Genomic DNA, 16,307 nt, shown 5'->3' on the forward strand with positions numbered 1-16,307 from the left:
TCACTTCTTCGCGTACTTGATCGACGAGGGCACCAGCTCGGTCCGTTCACCGCTGGCGGCACGCAGGGCCGCGCGGCGCGGACCCATCGGCTCGTCCTGGATCTTGGCGTGCAGCTTGAGGATCGCGTCCAGCAGCATCTCCGGCCGCGGCGGGCAGCCGGGCAGGTACATGTCCACCGGGACGATGTGGTCCACGCCCTGCACCACGGCGTAGTTGTTGAACATCCCGCCGGAGGACGCGCACACGCCCATGGAAAGCACCCAGCGCGGCTCGGCCATCTGGTCGTAGATCTGGCGCAGCACCGGGGCCATCTTCTGGCTGACCCGGCCGGCGACGATCATCAGGTCGGCCTGCCGCGGGGTAGCGCTGAACCGCTCCATGCCGAACCGCGCGATGTCGTACCGGGACCCGCCCGTGGTCATCATCTCGATCGCGCAGCAGGCCAGGCCGAATGTCGCGGGCCAGAGCGAGTTCTTCCGTGCCCAGTTGACCAGGCCTTCCAGGCTGGCCAGCAGGATTCCGTTGGGTAACTTCTCTTCCAGACCCATAGCGAGCCTCCCCTAGTTCCAGTCCAGCCCGCCGCGCATCCACACGTAGATGTCGGCGATGAAGAAGGTCGCGATGAACAGCGTGGCGGCCGCGAATCCCCAGAGACCGAGCGAGTCCGCCGCCACCGCGTACGGGAACAGGAACACCATCTCGATGTCGAAGAGGATGAACAGCATCGCGGTCACGTAGTAGGCGACCGGCATCCGGCCGCCGCCCACGACGGGCTGTGGCGAGGGCTCGATCCCGCACTCGTACGCCTGGAACTTCGCCTTGTTGAAGCGACTGGGGCCGAGCAACGGGCCGAGCAGTACGGAGAACACCGCGAACGCGGCGGCCAGCGCGAACAGCACCACGAGCGGCAGGTACATATCCAGGTTGGGCGCGGTCGCACCCTGCGCCAACTGCTCGCTCGCTACTAACCTCAGCACGGTCCTGGCCATCCTTTCCGCGCCGCTGCCGGTGGACGTGGTCTGTGCAACTGCCTCGGCGGCACCCTAAGGGACCTTCATCACACCGCCGAGTGTTAGGGCAGCCTTACAAAGCGTGCTCACCACTCCAGAACCCACGTATTCACTGATCGGGACTTTGTGAAAATCTTCACAAGGGTATCGTCGACGTTGTGAAGCCATTCACAAAGCATGGGCCCCAGTGTAGGACGCGCCTCACATTGTTGTCTCCGGGGACCTCCAGATAAGGCCTACCTAACCAGCGGTCGGCTGCTCGGTGGTCACGAGTCGGGGACCAGCGCGAAAAGGATCAAGGAGACCCGTACCACCCCGGTACGGTGGGAAAACGCTGTGATGTATCCCACGACTCAGGCGCTCGGGGTGAGCCGGGAGGCGACCGAGATGAGCCGGTCCACGGCGTCGCCACCGGAAGCGTCGTAGCAGCCGGACAGTCCTTTGTAGACCAGCGGGATGAGCGGGTTGATCCGCAGCCCGTACTTGGTGGCCGCGCGCATCACCTTCGGCTTGCCGATGGCCTTGGCGAACAGGTTGCCGAGCCGGTAGTAGCCGCCCATCAGCTCCTTCAGTGCCAGCGGGTAACCGTGCAGCGCGCGTTCCCTGGATGGGCCCTGCGACCTGGCCAGCGCCTGCTGCACGCACTCGGCGGCAAGCTGCGCGGACTCCATCGCCGCCGAGATGCCCTCACCGTTGAACGGGCTGACCATGCCACCCGCGTCGCCGAGCAGCAGCAGGCCGTCCCGGTAGTGCGGGGTGCGGTTGAACCCCATCGGCAGGCCGGCCCCGCCGATCCGGCCGACGGCGTTCTCCTCGCGGTAGCCCCATTCCTCCGGCGTCGAGTCCAGCCAGGACCGCAGCAGGGCGCGGTAGTCGGTGTTGCGGAAGGACTTCGAGGTGGACAGCATACCGAGGCCGACGTTCACCGTGCCGTCGCCGAGCGGGAAGGCCCAGCCGTAGCCGGGCAGCAGCTTCGGGTGGCGCGGGTCGCTGCGGTCCCACAGTTCCAGGTGGCCCTCGATGAACGGCTCGGCGTGCCGGGGGCTGCGGTAGTAGCGGCGCACCGCCACCCCCATCGGCCGCTTCTCCTGCTTGTCGATGCCGATCGAAAGCGCCAGCCGCGCGGACACGCCGTCGCAGGCCAGCACCAGCGGCGCCCGGTAGCTCACCGGACGTTTCTCCTGGCCCTCCTTGGCCCGCACCCCGACGACCCTTCCGGTGCGCTCGTCGGTGATCGCCGCGGTGACACCGGTGCGCTCACGCAGCCGCGCCCCCGCCTTCACCGCCGTCTTGGCCAGCAGGTCGTCGAAGTCGTGCCGGGTCCTGGCCACCCCGTAAGGCGGGTAGCTGGTGAGCTCGGGCCAGTCCAGCTCCAGGGTGAGATCGCCGGTCAGGATGCGCAGCCCCCTGCTGTGCACCCAGCCCGCCTGCTCGCTGGTGTCCAGCCCGAGGTCGATCAGCTGCTTGACGCCGCGCGGGGTGAGGCCGTCGCCGCACACCTTGTCCCGGGGGAAGGTCGTCTTCTCCAGCAGCAGCACGTCGATCCCGGCCCTGGCAAGGTATGTCGCCACCGTCGAGCCGGCCGGGCCCGCGCCGACGACGATGACCTGTGCGTCCTCGGCTTCGCCGCTGGAGGTGCTCATGCCGCTGAGTCTACGGAATCCCCGGCCCACTCCGGCTTGACCGCGCGATGGATGGCGACCACGCCGAAGGTGAGGTTCAACCACTCCACCTTGGTCCAACCCGCCGCGGCGATGATCTCGCCGAGTCCCCGCTGGTCCGGCCACTCCAGCATCGACTCGGCGAGGTAGGCGTAGGCATCCGGGTTGGAGGAGGCGCGGCGGCCGAGCCAGGTCAGCAGGCGCAGGAGCACGTTGCGGTAGAGGAACCGGATCGGCGCGAAGGGTGGGGTGGAGGCCTCGCAGATCACCAGCCTTCCGCCCGGCCGCACCACCCTGGCGATCTCGGTCAGCGCGGCCTTGGTGTCCACGAAGTTGCGCAGCCCCAAGGAGATCGTGGCGGCGTCGAAGCTGCCGTCCGCGAACGGCAGCCGCAGGGCGTCCGCGGCGACCATGGGCACGTTCCGGTGCCGCCCGGCGCGCAACATACCCAGGGAGAAGTCGGCGGCGAGGCACCAGGCGCCGCCCCGGGCGTACTCCTCGGTGGACACCCCGGTTCCGGCGGCGAGGTCGAGCACCTTCTCGCCGCGGCGGGCGTCCAGCACCCGGCCGGTGATCACCCGCCACCTCCGGTCGAAGCCGAAGGTCATCACGGAGTTCGCCCGGTCGTAACCGGCCGCCACGTCGTCGAACATCGACGCGACCTCGCGTGGATCCTTGTCAAGGTTCGCCCTGGACATACCGCCACCCTAATCCGCTCACCCCCACCCCGACCGCAGCGCCCTGAACGTGGCGATCAGGACGTTCAACGCCGCGAACGGCACTTCTGAGACGTCTAACGTCTCGAAAGCCACGTTCAGGGTCCCCGCGCGGTCAGCCGCGGAGGACCTGCAGCATGCCGCGCACCGCGTTCGGCCAGGCGAACTCCTCGGCGCGCGCCCGCGCCGCCGCCCTGCGGTCCCGTTCCGGCGCCGCCAGCAGCCCGGTGACGGCGGTGGCGAACGCGGGTGCGCGGTCCGTCACCGCCGCGCCGCAGCCGGGACGCACGATCTCCCGCAGGGCGGAGGAGGCGGACACCACCACCGGGGTCCCGGAGGCCAGCGCCTCCAGCGCGGCGAGGCCGAAGGTCTCGTGCGGGCCGGGCGCGAGGGAGACATCCGCGCTGGCCAGCAGCCGGGCGACGGCGGCGCGGTCGGCGAGGAAACCGAGGAAGGTCACCGGCAGCCCGCGGGCCCGGCGTTCCAGCACCCGCCTGCGCGGCCCGTCACCCGCGATGACAAGGCGAACCCTGGCGCCCGACTCGGTCAGCTCGGCGACGGTGTCCACGCTGCGCTCCACGTGCTTCTCCGGGGAGAGCCTGCCGCAGTGCACCAGCAGGGCATCGGCGCCGTCGGCCAGGGTGTGCCGCCAGCCGTCGTCGCGCACCGTGGGGGTGAAGGTACGCAGGTCCACCCCCAGCGGCACCCTGCGCACGTTCGGCGCGGCGATCCGGTCGAACTCGTCGCGGGCGAAGTAGGTGGTGCACACCACCGTGTCGTAGCAGGCGGCCATCCTGCGGTTGGCGGCGTCCGCGGCTCGCCGGGCGAGCGGGCCGGGCAGCAGGAACTGCTCGAACAGCCGGTCCAGCCGCTCGTGCGAGATGACCACGCTCGGCACGTCGTGCCGCTTGGCCCAGGTGCCCATGCCGCGCAGGGTGAGCCGGTCGGACACCTCCAGCCGGTCCGGCCGGAGCTCGCGCAGCAACGCACGCACCCGATGCGGGTCCACCGCCCGGTAACCACCGGTTCCCGGGATCCTGGGGGCCGGCAGGCAGTACCGGCGCACCCCCGTGGGCAACGTCTCCTCGCTGTGCCGGGTGCCGGGCACCACCAGGGTCACCCGGTGCCCGCTGGCGACGTAGCCCGCGCCGAGGTGGTTCAGCGCGGTACGCAGGCCGCCCGAGCGGGGGCCGTAGAAGTTCGCCAGCTGGACGATGTGCATCACCGTGCGTCGCCGTTTCAGGCCGCGCGGGCGGCGCGACCGGTGACCGCCTCGTAGTGCCCGACCAGTTCCTGGCACACCGCGGGCCAGGTGCGGCCGAGCACCGCCGTGCGCGCCTGCCCGCCCAGCCGCGCGCGCGGGGCGGGGTCCCGCAGTTCCTCGACCCTTCGGATCAGCTCGCGACCGAAGTCGGCGCGCTCGACGGGCAGCAGGTAACCGGTCCGGCCGTGCCGGACGAGGTCGCGTGGGCCGCCCGCGGCCGGGGCCAGTACCGGCAGCCCGGAGGCCATCGCCTCCTGGACGGCCTGGCAGAAGGTCTCGTGCGGCCCCGTGTGCACGAACACGTCCAGGCTGGCGTACGCCGCGGAGAGGTCGTCGCCGTAGCGGGCACCGAGAAAGGCGGCGCCGGGAATGCGCTCGGCCAGGGATTCCCGCTCCGGACCGTCCCCGATGACGACCACCCGCACGCCGTCCATCCCCGCCAGCGCGGTGAGCCGGTCCACCTCCTTCTCCGGGGCCAGCCTGCCGACGAAGCCGACCAGCACCTCGCCGTTCGGGGCCAGCCGCGCGCGCAGGGCCGGGTCGGCGTGCGCGGGTGAGAAGCGCTCGACGTCCACGCCACGGCCCCAGCGGTGCACCCGCGGAATGCCGTGCAACCGCAGTTCCCGCACCGAGTGCGTGGAGGGGGCGAGGGTACGGTCGGCCTGGCAGTGCAGCCTGCGCACCCAGCGCCAGGCCGCCCTGGCACCGAGCCGCAGCCCGTACGCCGCGGCGAACCCGGGGATGTCGGTCTGGTATACCGCGACCGAGGGCACCCGCAGCCTGCGTGCGGCCGCCAGCCCGCGGGCGCCCACCACGAACGGCGAAGCCAGGTGCACCACGTCCGGGCCGAAGCCGGCGACGGCGGTGAGCACGGTCTTGGTGGGCACGCCGATCGGCAGCGAGTTCACCACCGGGAGGTCGAGTGCGGGGATGCGCACCACCGGCGCTCCCCGGTAGTCGTTCGGACCGGCGCCCGGCGCGATCACGAGCACGTCGTGCGCCCGCTCACGCAGGTGCTCCACCACTCGCAGCACGGAGTTCGTCACGCCGTTCACCTGCGGTAGGAAGCTTTCGGTGACAATCGCGACTCGCACATGAGGCACTGTCGCAGCCGGTCCCGGCAACCCGGCGACCATCACGTGACCGCCCGGCCAACGCCGTGGAAAAGCTTGCTCCCAGCGGATCGACGGTCGTAAACGTTGTCGGATGGCGAGCCGCGCGTCATCTCCATGTCGCGTTCCGGACACCCGGCGTGCGCAGCCTAGAGAGGCGTGACTCTGCTGTCCTCTCGCCCGATGCAACCCGTGGAACCCGGGCTGCTCTCGCGAGCGCTCGAGGTTGCCGGACGGCTGGCCAACGACGCCACCGATGTGATCACCGCCACCGCGGGGCGGGGTGCGTACCCCGACACCAAGGACTCCCCTTTCGACTGGGTCACCGACACCGACCGCACCCTCGAGCGGCACACCCGGCGGGTGCTGACCGCCGAGTTCCCCGGGGTACCGGTGGTCGGTGAGGAGTTCGGCGCCGATGTGGGTGCGGACGCCGCCGAGTACCGCTGGGTCGTCGATCCGGTCGACGGCACCGCCAACTACGTCGCGGGCGTGCCGTGGTGCGCCTACAGCCTCGCCCTGATCGACGCGTCCGGGCCGGTGGTCGGCGTGGTCGCCGACCCGTACCGCGCGCAGATCTACGCCGCCGCCCGCGGTCGTGGCGCCCGGGCGAACGGCAAGCCGGTCAAGCTGGTGGACCGGGGTGGCACCGCGGGCGCCATCGTGTGCACGGAGTTGGCCCGCACCGGGCCCTGGCCCGGCATGGGCGAGTTCATCGAGCGGGCCGCCGCGGCGCGCGCCGGCGTGCGGGTGCTCGGCTCGGCGGCGCTGTCCATCGCGCAGGTGGCGCTCGGCCACGCCACGGCCGCGGTGCTGCACAGCTACCACGAATGGGACGTGGCGGGGTCCGTCGCGATGGCCATCGAGGCGGGCGCGGTGGTGCTGGACCGCCGTGGTGCGGGCACCGCGCTGCCCGCGGACGGCCTGCTGGTGGCCGCGCCGAGCGTGGCCGAGGAGGTCCTGACCTGGTGGCAGGAGACCGTCAGCGGGTAACCGGAAGCCACTGCTGACCGTACGTCAACAGCAAACTCGCGCGCGTGGACAGCCAACTCGCGCGCGTGAGCGGCAAACACGCCGACGTGAACGGCAAACACGATGTTCAGCGGCGGCGGGAGCGTAGCCACCACAGCAGCGGGCCGGCCACCAGCCAGGTGAACAGGATGGTGGTGCCCAGCGGTAGCAGGGTGAGCACCCAGGTCCGGCCGGCGACCCTGGCCAGTTCCGGGTCGGTCACGTCGTACTCGATCCACACCAGGTCGCCCTCGGCGAGGCCGTCCGGGTAGAGCACGCCGTTGGCCGGGCTGTGCGAGACCCCGTCCGGGGTCTCGTAGCGGATGATCGTGCGGTCGAAGGACACCTGCTCGACCCGCGCGTTCGCGGTGCCGAGGTTCGCGGTGATCGCGCGATCGTTGCGGATCGCCGCGAACACCAGGGCCACGCACAGCAGCGTGAGCGCCGCGGCCAGGCCGAGCACCACCCGCGCGCCGATCCGCCACGGGTCCCGGCCGTTTCCCGCGCGGGAAACGGCCGGGCCGCCCGAGGTGTCGCTACCTGCTGTCACGACCCGAGCATACGAGTCGGGCCATCACCCGTGCGTGTGCAGGTGCTCGTGGTTGGCCCGAATCTGCGGGTAGGACTCGGGCACGGCAAGCCCGCCACCGGCCGTCCTGGCCACCGTGGCGGCCGAGGCCGCGGCGCTCTCGCCGTTCGGGCTGGTCGCCGGTTTACCCGCGGTGAAGAGCCAGGTCTGGAACAGGTCGGAAAGCGGCTTGCCGGAAATCGCCTCGGACAACGCGATGAAGTCCCTGATCCGCGCGTCGCCGCCGGTGTAGCGCTCCTGCCAGCCGCGCAGGATGGTGAAGAAGTCCTCGTCGCCGACCGCCTTGCGCAGCGCGTGCACCGCCATCGCGCCGCGGTCGTACACCGCGGAGTGGAACTGGTTCTCCGGGCCGGGGTCACCGGGCAACACCTGCCAGAAGTCGTCCCCCGCCGGGTGACGGTTGTACAGGTACTCGGCGAGTTCATCGGCGGTGCCCTCGCCCTGGTGCTCCGACCAGAGGAACTCGGCGTAGCTGGCGAAGCCCTCGTTCAGCCAGATGTCGCTCCACTCGCCGAGCGAGACCGCGTTCCCGAACCACTGGTGGGCCACCTCGTGCGCCACCACGGAGGTGTTCGCCCCGGCCCGGAAGAAGGGCTGGCCGTAGACCGAGCGGGTCTGGTTCTCCAGCGCGAAGCCGAGGCCCGTGGTGGCCACCCCGCCCTGCGCCTCGAACGGGTAGGGCCCGAACTTGCCCGCGAGAAACTCGGTGACCTCCGGGGTGCGCTCGATGCTGGCCATCGCCGCGGGCAGGCTGGCGCCGAGCGCGGGGTCGTACGCGGTGATGAACGGCTGACCGTCCGGGGTACTCGACTGCCGCACCTGGTACTCGCCGACCGCGAGGAAGGCAAGGTAGGTCGCCTGCGGCTGGGTACTGCGCCAGTGCCAGCGGGTCCAGCCCGCGCGCTGCTTGCTCCTGCGGACCAGGTCGCCGTTGGACAGCGCGGAGATCCCGTCCGGTACCTCGATCGCCACGTCGTAGGTGGCCTTGTCGCTCGGGTGGTCGTTGGCGGGGAACCACCACTCCGAGATCTGCGGCTCGTCCACGGCGAGCGCCCCGGTCGCCGTCCGCTTCCACGCGGTGGAGCCGTCGACCTCCACCTCCGAGGGGATCCCCGAGTACTTGACCGTGACCAGGGCGAACTGCCCCTTGGCCAGCGGCCGGTTCGGGGTGACCACCAGCTCGCTCGGGTCGGCGGGGTCGGTGCCGAACCGCGCGGGCGCGCTGTTCACCCGGACCGACTCCACGTCCAGGGCGAAGTCCAGGTTGAAGCTGGAAAGGTCCTGGGTGGCGGTGGCGAGGATGGTCGTGGTGCCGGTCAGCCGATCGGTCTCCGGCGTGTAGGTCAGCCGGAGGTCGTAATGCAGAACGTCGTAGCCCCCGTTGCCCGCACCGGGGTAGTACCCGTCGCCGACGCCGGGCGCACCGCCCCCGGGCACCGCACCGGCCGTGCCGGCAAGCAGGACCGTGGCAAGGCCGGTGCACGCGGCGCCGAGTGCGGCACGACTTCGGATACGCATCAATCGCCTCCCCTGAGAATTCGGAGGCACGAACCTATCGGGCCGGCCGTGGATCATGGAACGGCCGAACGTCGGTTCCTGCCCGCACGATCAGGGTGAGTCGGCGACCGCGTCGCGCACCGCGGAACGCAGCCGGGCATGCAGGTCCCGGTGGCCGGAACGGTCCACCCGCACCTCGACCACGCGCAGCCCCGGCGCCGGGCGCAGCGCCGCGCGGAACTCGGCCAGGGTGCCCGCCACGGTGTGCGGCACGCCGTATCCGGCGCACAGGGCGCCGAGGTCCGCGCCGTGCGCGGTGCCGAACACCCGCTCGAAGCTGTCCGCGTGCTCCGGCGCGCCCTGCTCGAGCAGGGCGAAGATGCCGCCGCCGTCGTCGTTGACCACCACGACCGTCAGGTCCGGCCGCTGCTCGGCGCCGGTGAGCAGGCCGTTCGCGTCGTGCAGGAAGGTCAGGTCGCCGATCAGCGCGTAGGAGTGGCCGCGATGCACCGTCGCGGCGCCCATCGCGGTGGACACCGTGCCGTCGATGCCTGCCACCCCGCGGTTGCGGTGCACCAGGATGTCCGGCCGGATGCCGCCGGCCAGCGCGACGTCCCTGGTCGGGTTGGAGGAACCGACGATCAGCAGCGCGTCCGGGGGCAGCGCGGTGACCAGCTCCTGCGCCAGCCGCAGCCCACTAGGCCAGGGCTCCAGTTCCAGCGCGTGCCGCACCGCGGTGCCCGCCGCGATATCCGCCTGCCGCCAGCGCGCCAACCACTCCGGGTCCGCGGGCTTGGTCGGCTCGTCGAACCACTGCCCGACCTGGCGGACGTTGTGCGCGGGCGCGGGCCAGTCCGAGTCCGGGCGTACCAGCAGGACCTCGACCTCGGGGTCGGAAAGCAGGTTCTGTACCTGGCGGAACACGGTCGGCCTGCCGATGCACAGCACCTGCTCCGGCTTGTGCGCCGCGATGAACTCCTCGACCGCCAGCAGCCAGGCACCCGAGCCGATCGCGGTCGCCCCGCCGAGGCCGAGCCCGCCGGTCTCGGACACCACCGGCCAGCCGTGTTGCTCGGCCCATTCGCTGGCCGCCCGCACCCCGGCGTCGCAGGCGAGCACCAGGCCCTGCCGGGCGGAGGGCACCACGAACGCGGGTAGCGCGCCGAAGTCGGGCAGCTCGGTCCAGCGGGCCCCGCCGGAGCGGCCCTCCAGCGGCTCGTACCACTCGCTGGTCCGCCCGCCCTCGGGCACGAGCGGCTCGCGGAACGGGATGTTCAGGTGCACCGGGCCGGAGCGCCACTCCCCGTAGGCCGCGTTCCAGGCCCGGCAGACCTGGCTGCGCCAGTACGCGTTCTGGCCCTGCCTGCGCTCGGCAACGGCGAGCTCGTCGAAGTACCGGACGGCGCCGCCGTAGAGCCGCTGCTGGTCGACGACCTGGTTGGCGCCCGCGGCACGCAGCTCGGGCGGCCGGTCCGCGGTGAGCACGACCAGCGGCACGCCCGCCCGGTCGGCCTCCAGCACCGCGGGATGGAAGTTCGCCGCCGCGGTGCCCGAGGTGCACACCACCGCGGCCGGGCGGCCGGTGCGGGCGGCGATGCCGAGTGCGAGGAAGGCGGCACCGCGCTCGTCGATCCGGACGTGCAGGCTGAGCTTGCCGGCCGCGGCCGCGGCGTAGAGCGCGAAGGACAGCGGGGCGTTCCGCGAGCCGGGGCAGAGCACCACGTGCGAGACCGTGTTGCGGATCAGCTCATCGACAATGACGTTCGCCTGCGCGGTGGACGGGTTCAACGGCCGACCTCCGGTGTCGCGTCCGTCTCCATCCACACACCGCATATCCTCCCAAACGTGGATGAAGATCGCGTCTCCGAGCTGTTCGAACAGGCCGCATGGAACGAGGTCGACGGGTTCGACTTCACCGACATCACCTACCACCGCTCCGCGGAGAGCCGGTCGGGCAAACGCGTGGTGCGGGTGGCGTTCGACCGTCCCGAGGTCCGCAACGCCTTCCGCCCGCATACCGTCGACGAGCTGTTCCGCGCGCTCGACCACGCGCGGATGAGCTCCGACGTCGGCTGCGTCCTGCTCACCGGCAACGGTCCGTCGCCCAAGGACGGCGGCTGGGCCTTCTGCTCTGGTGGTGACCAGCGTATTCGCGGACGGTCCGGGTATCAGTACGCCAGCGGCGAGACGTCCGCCACGGTGGATCCCGCGCGGGCGGGCAGGCTGCACATTCTCGAGGTCCAGCGGTTGATCCGGTTCATGCCCAAGGTGGTGCTCGCGGTGGTGCCCGGCTGGGCCGCGGGCGGTGGGCACTCGCTGCACGTGGTGTGCGACCTCACCCTGGCCTCGGCGGAGCACGCGCGGTTCAAGCAGACCGACGCCGATGTCGGCTCCTTCGACGGCGGGTTCGGCTCGGCCTACCTCGCCCGGCAGGTGGGGCAGAAGGTCGCCAGGGAGATCTTCTTCCTCGGCCGGGAGTACACCGCGGCGCGGGCGCACGAGATGGGCGCGGTGAACGCGGTCGTGCCGCACGCCGAGCTGGAGGCCGAGGCGCTGCGCTGGGCGTGGGAGATCAACGGGAAGTCGCCGACCGCGCAGCGGATGCTGAAGTACGCGTTCAACGCGGTCGACGACGGGCTGATCGGGCAGCAACTGTTCGCCGGGGAGACCACCCGGCTGGCCTACATGCAGGACGAGGCCGTCGAGGGCAGGGACGCCTTCCTGCAGCGGCGTGAACCCGACTGGACCGCCTTCCCCTACTACTACTAGGGCGTGTTTCAAAGGCGTAGCCACTCGTTGATTGTGGCGATCTGGACTGTGGCCTCGTACCGGACTGCCAACTTGTCGTATCGGGTGGCCACGGCGCGGTTGCGCTTGAGCCGGTTGATCCCGCATTCCACGGCATGACGCTGCTTGTAGACCTCAGGGTCGAACGCTGGTGGCCTGCCACCAGCACGTCCCTTGTTTGTGCGGTGCCGTACCTGATCGGCCTTCTCCGGAACCGTGCACCGAATCCCCCGACCACGCAGAGAGGCCCGGTTGGCGCGGGACCCGTAGGCCTTGTCCGCCAGCACCCGGTCCGGTCGCGTGCGGGGTGGACCGCCCTCCAGCCGAGCGACCCGAACACGCCCCAGCACCACCTGGAACTGAGGCGAGTCACCCCGCTGCCCCGCCGTCACGACCACCGATAACGGTTTTTGCCCCTGCTCGGTGGCCAGGTGCAGCTTGGTGGTCCACCCGCCCCGTGAACGGCCCAACGCGTGATCGTCTGGTTCGGGCTCACCCACCCCACCGGGTGGTTCCTTCTGTGCTTGTGGATGGGTCCGCGCCCCCGCGGCGTGCTGATGCGCCCGGTTGATCGTGGAGTCGACGCTGACGTCCCAGATGATCAGTCCGGCGGCGTCGGCCCGCGCCTGTAACGCAGCCACGATCAACGCCCAGACTCCGGCACGCTGCCAGCGCCGGAACAGCCCGTAGACGGTCTGCCAGCAGCCGTAGGCCGGTGGGATATCCCGCCAAGGACAGCCGACGCGCACCCGCCAGCGGATCCCGTTGATCAGTTGCCGCTTGGTCCACGTCGGTGGGCGACCCGGTTTCCTACCCACGGGCAGCAGCGGCTCCAGGATCGCCCACTGCGCGTCGGTAAGGTCGGCTCGTCCCGTCGCCGCTACGCTGGCCACGAGGTCTCCGGTGTTCTCGATCAGCTTGGTCGTTGATCGATCTACCGGAGACCTCGCCTATCTGATCAACGACACGCCGACACCGCCAGACCAGTGGCGTCTTTCCTGGTCAACACATTGAAACGCGCCCTAGGAGAAGTCCCCCGGATTGCGCGGGCCGTCGCCGTCCCTGCGCGCCTGCCGGATCCCGTCCCGCACGGCGGCCCGGACCACGAAGTACAGCACGTAGCAGAACACGGCGCCGACGACCAGGTTGAGCACGAGTCCGGTGAGGTTGTACATGGCGACGACCCTAACCGTGGCGGGCTATCCTGGGAGTTCATGTCGCGGGAGGCGCCGGTACATGCGTGAGGTGCGGACGGACGGGACCGCGGAGGCGATCGGGCGGCTGAGCCGGTCGCTGGCCGAGGCCCTCGGCGGCGGGCCCGCCGTGCTGCCACTGGACACCCGCGATCCCGGGGCCGAGCGCCTGCGCACGGCCATGCGGCCCGAGTCGCCGGTGGAGCCCGGCACCGCGGTGATCGTCCCGACCTCGGGGTCCACCGGCACGCGGAAGGGCGTGCTGCTCTCCGCCGAGGCGTTGACCGCCTCCGCGCGGGCGACGCACGATCGGCTCGGCGGGCCGGGCCGCTGGCTGCTGGCCACCCCCGCGCACTACATCGGCGGGTTGCAGGTGCTGGTCCGCGCGCTACTGGCCGGGCGGGAGCCCGCGGTGCTGGACCTCTCCGCAGGGTTCGACGTGGACGCCTTCACCGCGGCCGCGGCGGAGCTGTGCACCGGGCCGGGCCCGTACTACACCGCGCTGGTGCCCACCCAGCTCGCCCGGCTGGTCGCCGCGGGCGGTGCCGCCGCCGCGGCGGCCGCGCGCTTCGACGCGATCGTGCTCGGCGGCGCCGCGCTACCGGAACGGCTGCGCGTGGCCGCGCGGGACGCAGGCATCACGGCCGTGCCCGCCTACGGGATGAGCGAGACCGCGAGCGGCTGCGTGTACGCGGGCGTCCCGTTGGCCGGGGTGCGGGTGCGCATCGGGGTGGGCGAGCGGATCGAGATCGCCGGCCCGGTGCTCGCGCACGGCTACCGGCTGCGGCCCGAGCTGAGCGAGCGGGTCTTCGCGGATGGCTGGTTCCGCACCGGGGACCTCGGCAGGCTCGGGCCGGACGGGGCGCTGGACGTGCTCGGCCGGGCGGACGACATGATCAACACCGGCGGGGTGAAGGTGTCCGCGGCGGAGGTGGAGCGGGTGCTCGGGGGCCGGCCGGGGGTCGCGGGCTGCTGCGTGCTCGGGCTGCCCGATCCGGAGTGGGGCGAGTCGGTCACGGCCGTGGTGGTGCCCGCCGACCCGGCTGCCGCGGGCGAGGCCCTGCGGGCCGAGCTGCGGGCGGCGGTACGGGCCGAGCTGGGGGCCGCCTGCGTGCCGAAACGCCTGGTGTACGTCGCGGAGCTCCCGCTGCGTGGGCCGGGCAAGGTGGATCGGGCCGCGCTCAGGGGGCGCATCACCTAGGGGACTACTATCGTCGGCTTTTTTTCGACTGTTCGGCGCAGTTGGTTGACAGATCACCCTGTCCGGTTTTGGCTGCACCTAGCCAGGCGGCCTGTGCCCGCGCAGCGACTGGGGATGTCGCTCTGCCCTGCCGAAGGAGAAGCAACGATGTCAGGTGCCACCACACGGACGAGACGTTGGGCCGTTGCACTGGCGGTGGCGACCGGCGTGGCCGGTGGGCTCGCCACGTTCGCGGTACCCGCGGGCGCGACGCCACCTGTGCCCGCGAGCGGAACGCTGACCTGGTCGGTCACCCCGGAGGGTGAGCAGTCGACGCGTTCGCTCGGCACGGTTGCCAGCGCGCAACGGCCAGAGCGGACCAGCATCGAGGAGTTCCCGACCGAGCCACTGGACAAGCCGGTGAACACGGTGGTCGCCGAGCTGGACGCGACCGTCCCCGGCGGCACCGCGGCCGCGGTGGACGTGCGCGGGCTGCGCACCGACGGCACCTGGAGCGAGTGGGCCGAGATCACCGCCGACGCCGCGGCCGTGCTGCCGGAGCTCACCCGGTCGGTGCAGACTCGCCTGGTGCTGACCGCGCCGGACGGCGCCGGGTTCCCGGACGTGCGCCAGATCGACCTCACCGCGTGGAACGCGGAGGAGGTACAGGCGAGCGCCCCGGCCGGGGAACGGACCTACCGGGTCTTCGCCACCAGGGAGGGCCTGGTCGGCGGCACCACCGCGAACGGCCACGTGATCAAGAGCAGGGACCACTTCGTGGCGCTGCCCTCGCGCCGGGGACTGGCCAACCGGGGCAGCGGCAACTACACGGTGCAGGTGTGCACCTCGGACGACGCCCGGTGCGAGTGGGCGCCGGTGTGGGACGTCGGGCCGTGGAACACCAAGGACGACTACTGGAACGCCGACCGGCAGATGTGGCACGACCTCCCGCAGGGCAAGCCGCAGGCGCAGGCGGCGTACCAGGACGGCTACAACGGTGGCCGGGACGGCTTCGGGCGCAGGGTGGCCAACCCGGCGGGTATCGACCTCGCCGACGGCACCTTCTGGGACGGCCTGGGACTGCGGGACAACGCCTGGGTGAACGTGACCTACGAATGGACCGGTTCCGGCGCCTGGGGCACGATCGCGACCTCCAGCACGCCGTTGAACGTGCGCTCCGGCCCGCGGTCCTCCGCCGCCCAGGTCGGCCTCGCCGCGCGACACGCGCAGGTACGCATCGAATGCCAGGTGACCGGGCAGTCCGTCAGCGGAACCCAGGGCACCTCGGACCTCTGGTACCGCCTCGCCCCCGGCAAGTTCGTCGCCCGCGCCTACGTCGACACCGCGGTGGCCCCCGCCGCCTGCTGACCCCGCCCGCCAGGGTGCCGGTGCCGCGGAAAGAATGGCGGTATGGCGACTGTTGCGGAGTGGATCGAGGGGGCCCGGCCGCGGACGCTGCCGAACGCGGTGGCACCGGTGCTGGCCGGGGTCGGGGTGGCGATCCAGCTCGGCGCCTTCGGCTGGTGGCAGTCGCTGCTCGCGCTGGGGGTCGCGCTGAGCCTGATCGTCGGGGTGAACTTCGCCAACGACTACTCCGACGGCGTCCGCGGTACCGACGCCGAGCGGGTGGGTCCGCTGCGCCTGGTCGGATCGGGGGCCGCCGCGCCGCGGACCGTGCTGGCGGCGGCGCTGGTCGCGCTGGGCACCGGCGGCGTGCTCGGCCTGGTGCTGGTCGCCACGACCGGGCACTGGTGGCTGCTCGCCTTCGGCGCGCTCTGCCTGGCCGGGGCCTGGTTCTACACCGGTGGCAGGCGCCCGTACGGCTACGCAGGGCTCGGCGAGATCGCCGTGTTCTGCTTCTTCGGCCTGGCCGCCGTACTGGGCACGGTCTACGTCCAGGCCGGCGAGGTCGGCTGGACGGCGCTGGGCTGCGCCGTGGCGATCGGCTGCCTTTCCACCGCCGTACTGACCGCGAACAACCTCCGGGACATCCCGACCGACCTCGCGGCAGGCAAGCGCACCCTGGCCGTGCGGCTCGGCGACACCGGCACCCGGCGGCTGTACCTGGTGCTGGCCGTGGTCCCGTTCGCGATCACCATCGCGCTCGGGGTGGCGCACCCGCTCGCACTGCTCGGCCTGCCCGCCGCCGCCCTGCTGGTCAAGCCGCTGCGCGTGATACTGGGCGGGAGCACCGGACCGGCGCTGATCCCGGTGCTGCGGGACACCGGCTTCGCCATGCTGGCGCTGGCCGTGTTGCTGGGCGCGGGGCTGGCACTGAGCGGGTGA

16 protein-coding genes are annotated in these 16,307 nt (G+C 71.8%); 5 read left to right on the forward strand and 11 right to left on the reverse strand.

Translation table 11 applies throughout. The annotated features are described in order from the left end of the window. The 6 genes from FB471_RS15240 to FB471_RS15265 all read right to left on the reverse strand — a co-directional run bounded on the left by FB471_RS15240 (nucleotide 1) and on the right by FB471_RS15265 (nucleotide 5,698). On the reverse strand, nucleotides 1-549 hold the full coding sequence (locus tag FB471_RS15240; protein WP_141998955.1) for a NuoB/complex I 20 kDa subunit family protein: 549 nt from the start codon (nucleotides 547-549) through the stop codon (nucleotides 1-3). 12 nt (nucleotides 550-561) lie between these two features. Beyond that, complete coding sequence (locus FB471_RS15245; protein ID WP_425457104.1) at nucleotides 562-918, reverse strand: NADH-quinone oxidoreductase subunit A; 357 nt, start codon at nucleotides 916-918, stop codon at nucleotides 562-564. A 446-nt stretch (nucleotides 919-1,364) separates the two neighbouring features. Further along, a complete protein-coding gene (locus FB471_RS15250; protein WP_141998960.1) occupies nucleotides 1,365-2,654 on the reverse strand; it encodes a geranylgeranyl reductase family protein in 1,290 nt (429 codons plus the stop codon). After that, on the reverse strand, nucleotides 2,651-3,370 hold the full coding sequence (locus FB471_RS15255; protein ID WP_141998962.1) for a demethylmenaquinone methyltransferase: 720 nt from the start codon (nucleotides 3,368-3,370) through the stop codon (nucleotides 2,651-2,653). The genes FB471_RS15250 and FB471_RS15255 overlap by 4 nt, the downstream gene beginning before the upstream one ends. Before the next feature lie 133 nt (nucleotides 3,371-3,503). Beyond that, a complete protein-coding gene (locus FB471_RS15260; protein WP_141998964.1) occupies nucleotides 3,504-4,610 on the reverse strand; it encodes a glycosyltransferase in 1,107 nt (368 codons plus the stop codon). Between the two features lie 17 nt (nucleotides 4,611-4,627). Next, nucleotides 4,628-5,698 carry a glycosyltransferase family 4 protein gene (locus FB471_RS15265; protein ID WP_281287398.1) on the reverse strand — a complete coding sequence of 357 codons (1,071 nt, stop codon included), beginning with the start codon at nucleotides 5,696-5,698 and terminating at the stop codon, nucleotides 4,628-4,630. 225 nt (nucleotides 5,699-5,923) lie between these two features. Between FB471_RS15265 and FB471_RS15270 the strand changes: the two genes are divergently transcribed. Further along, a complete protein-coding gene (locus tag FB471_RS15270; protein WP_141998966.1) occupies nucleotides 5,924-6,757 on the forward strand; it encodes an inositol monophosphatase family protein in 834 nt (277 codons plus the stop codon). A 106-nt stretch (nucleotides 6,758-6,863) separates the two neighbouring features. On the opposite strand, the gene FB471_RS15275 is transcribed toward FB471_RS15270, so the two are convergent. From FB471_RS15275 to menD, 3 genes are all read right to left on the reverse strand, one after another. After that, nucleotides 6,864-7,253, reverse strand: coding sequence for a DUF3592 domain-containing protein (locus FB471_RS15275; RefSeq protein WP_142001969.1), 390 nt, complete (start codon nucleotides 7,251-7,253; stop codon nucleotides 6,864-6,866). A gap of 96 nt (nucleotides 7,254-7,349) precedes the next feature. Continuing rightward, complete coding sequence (locus tag FB471_RS15280; protein WP_141998968.1) at nucleotides 7,350-8,882, reverse strand: M1 family metallopeptidase; 1,533 nt, start codon at nucleotides 8,880-8,882, stop codon at nucleotides 7,350-7,352. A gap of 90 nt (nucleotides 8,883-8,972) precedes the next feature. Then, on the reverse strand, nucleotides 8,973-10,649 hold the full coding sequence (gene menD, locus FB471_RS15285) for a 2-succinyl-5-enolpyruvyl-6-hydroxy-3-cyclohexene-1-carboxylic-acid synthase (RefSeq protein WP_170220815.1): 1,677 nt from the start codon (nucleotides 10,647-10,649) through the stop codon (nucleotides 8,973-8,975). 57 nt (nucleotides 10,650-10,706) lie between these two features. On the opposite strand from menD, the gene FB471_RS15290 reads away from it, so the two are divergent. Further along, nucleotides 10,707-11,630 carry a 1,4-dihydroxy-2-naphthoyl-CoA synthase gene (locus tag FB471_RS15290; protein ID WP_141998972.1) on the forward strand — a complete coding sequence of 308 codons (924 nt, stop codon included), beginning with the start codon at nucleotides 10,707-10,709 and terminating at the stop codon, nucleotides 11,628-11,630. Between the two features lie 8 nt (nucleotides 11,631-11,638). Here FB471_RS15290 and FB471_RS15295 read toward each other — a convergent pair whose 3' ends face one another. Together FB471_RS15295 and FB471_RS34120 are read right to left on the reverse strand one after the other, a co-directional pair. Continuing rightward, on the reverse strand, nucleotides 11,639-12,541 hold the full coding sequence (locus tag FB471_RS15295) for an IS5 family transposase (RefSeq protein ID WP_141997676.1): 903 nt from the start codon (nucleotides 12,539-12,541) through the stop codon (nucleotides 11,639-11,641). 129 nt (nucleotides 12,542-12,670) lie between these two features. Then, complete coding sequence (locus tag FB471_RS34120) at nucleotides 12,671-12,823, reverse strand: hypothetical protein (protein WP_170220816.1); 153 nt, start codon at nucleotides 12,821-12,823, stop codon at nucleotides 12,671-12,673. A gap of 61 nt (nucleotides 12,824-12,884) precedes the next feature. Here FB471_RS34120 and menE point away from each other — a divergent pair, with 61 nt between their 5' ends. The 3 genes from menE (at nucleotide 12,885) to FB471_RS15310 (ending at nucleotide 16,307) form a co-directional block, all read left to right on the forward strand. Next, nucleotides 12,885-14,042, forward strand: a complete 1,158-nt coding sequence (gene menE / locus FB471_RS15300) for an o-succinylbenzoate--CoA ligase (protein WP_141998974.1) — start codon at nucleotides 12,885-12,887, stop codon at nucleotides 14,040-14,042. Between the two features lie 147 nt (nucleotides 14,043-14,189). Continuing rightward, nucleotides 14,190-15,389 carry a hypothetical protein gene (locus tag FB471_RS15305; protein ID WP_141998976.1) on the forward strand — a complete coding sequence of 400 codons (1,200 nt, stop codon included), beginning with the start codon at nucleotides 14,190-14,192 and terminating at the stop codon, nucleotides 15,387-15,389. A gap of 42 nt (nucleotides 15,390-15,431) precedes the next feature. Then, complete coding sequence (locus tag FB471_RS15310; RefSeq protein WP_141998978.1) at nucleotides 15,432-16,307, forward strand: 1,4-dihydroxy-2-naphthoate polyprenyltransferase; 876 nt, start codon at nucleotides 15,432-15,434, stop codon at nucleotides 16,305-16,307.

The sequence above is a fragment of the Amycolatopsis cihanbeyliensis genome, assembly GCF_006715045.1.
Lineage (GTDB): Bacteria > Actinomycetota > Actinomycetes > Mycobacteriales > Pseudonocardiaceae > Amycolatopsis > Amycolatopsis cihanbeyliensis.